1 protein-coding gene is annotated in these 212 nt (G+C 69.8%); it reads left to right on the top strand.

Annotated elements, in window-relative coordinates; translation table 11 throughout:
- The coding region (locus F7R02_RS26270) for a TAL effector repeat-containing protein (protein ID WP_151210397.1) at positions 1–212 on the top strand (212 nt) is incomplete at both ends.

Raw genomic sequence — 212 nt, forward strand, 5'->3', positions numbered from 1 at the left:
GCCAGGCCCATGGCCTGACCCCGGACCAGGTGGTGGCCATCGCCAGCAATGGCGGTGGCAAGCAGGCGCTGGAGACGGTGCAGGCGCTGTTGCCGGTGCTGTGCCAGGCCCATGGCCTGACCCCGGACCAGGTGGTGGCCATCGCCAGCAATATTGGTGGCAAGCAGGCGCTGGAGACGGTGCAGCGGCTGTTGCCGGTGCTGTGCCAGGCC

This window comes from Xanthomonas cissicola, assembly GCF_008801575.1.
Lineage (GTDB): Bacteria > Pseudomonadota > Gammaproteobacteria > Xanthomonadales > Xanthomonadaceae > Xanthomonas > Xanthomonas cissicola.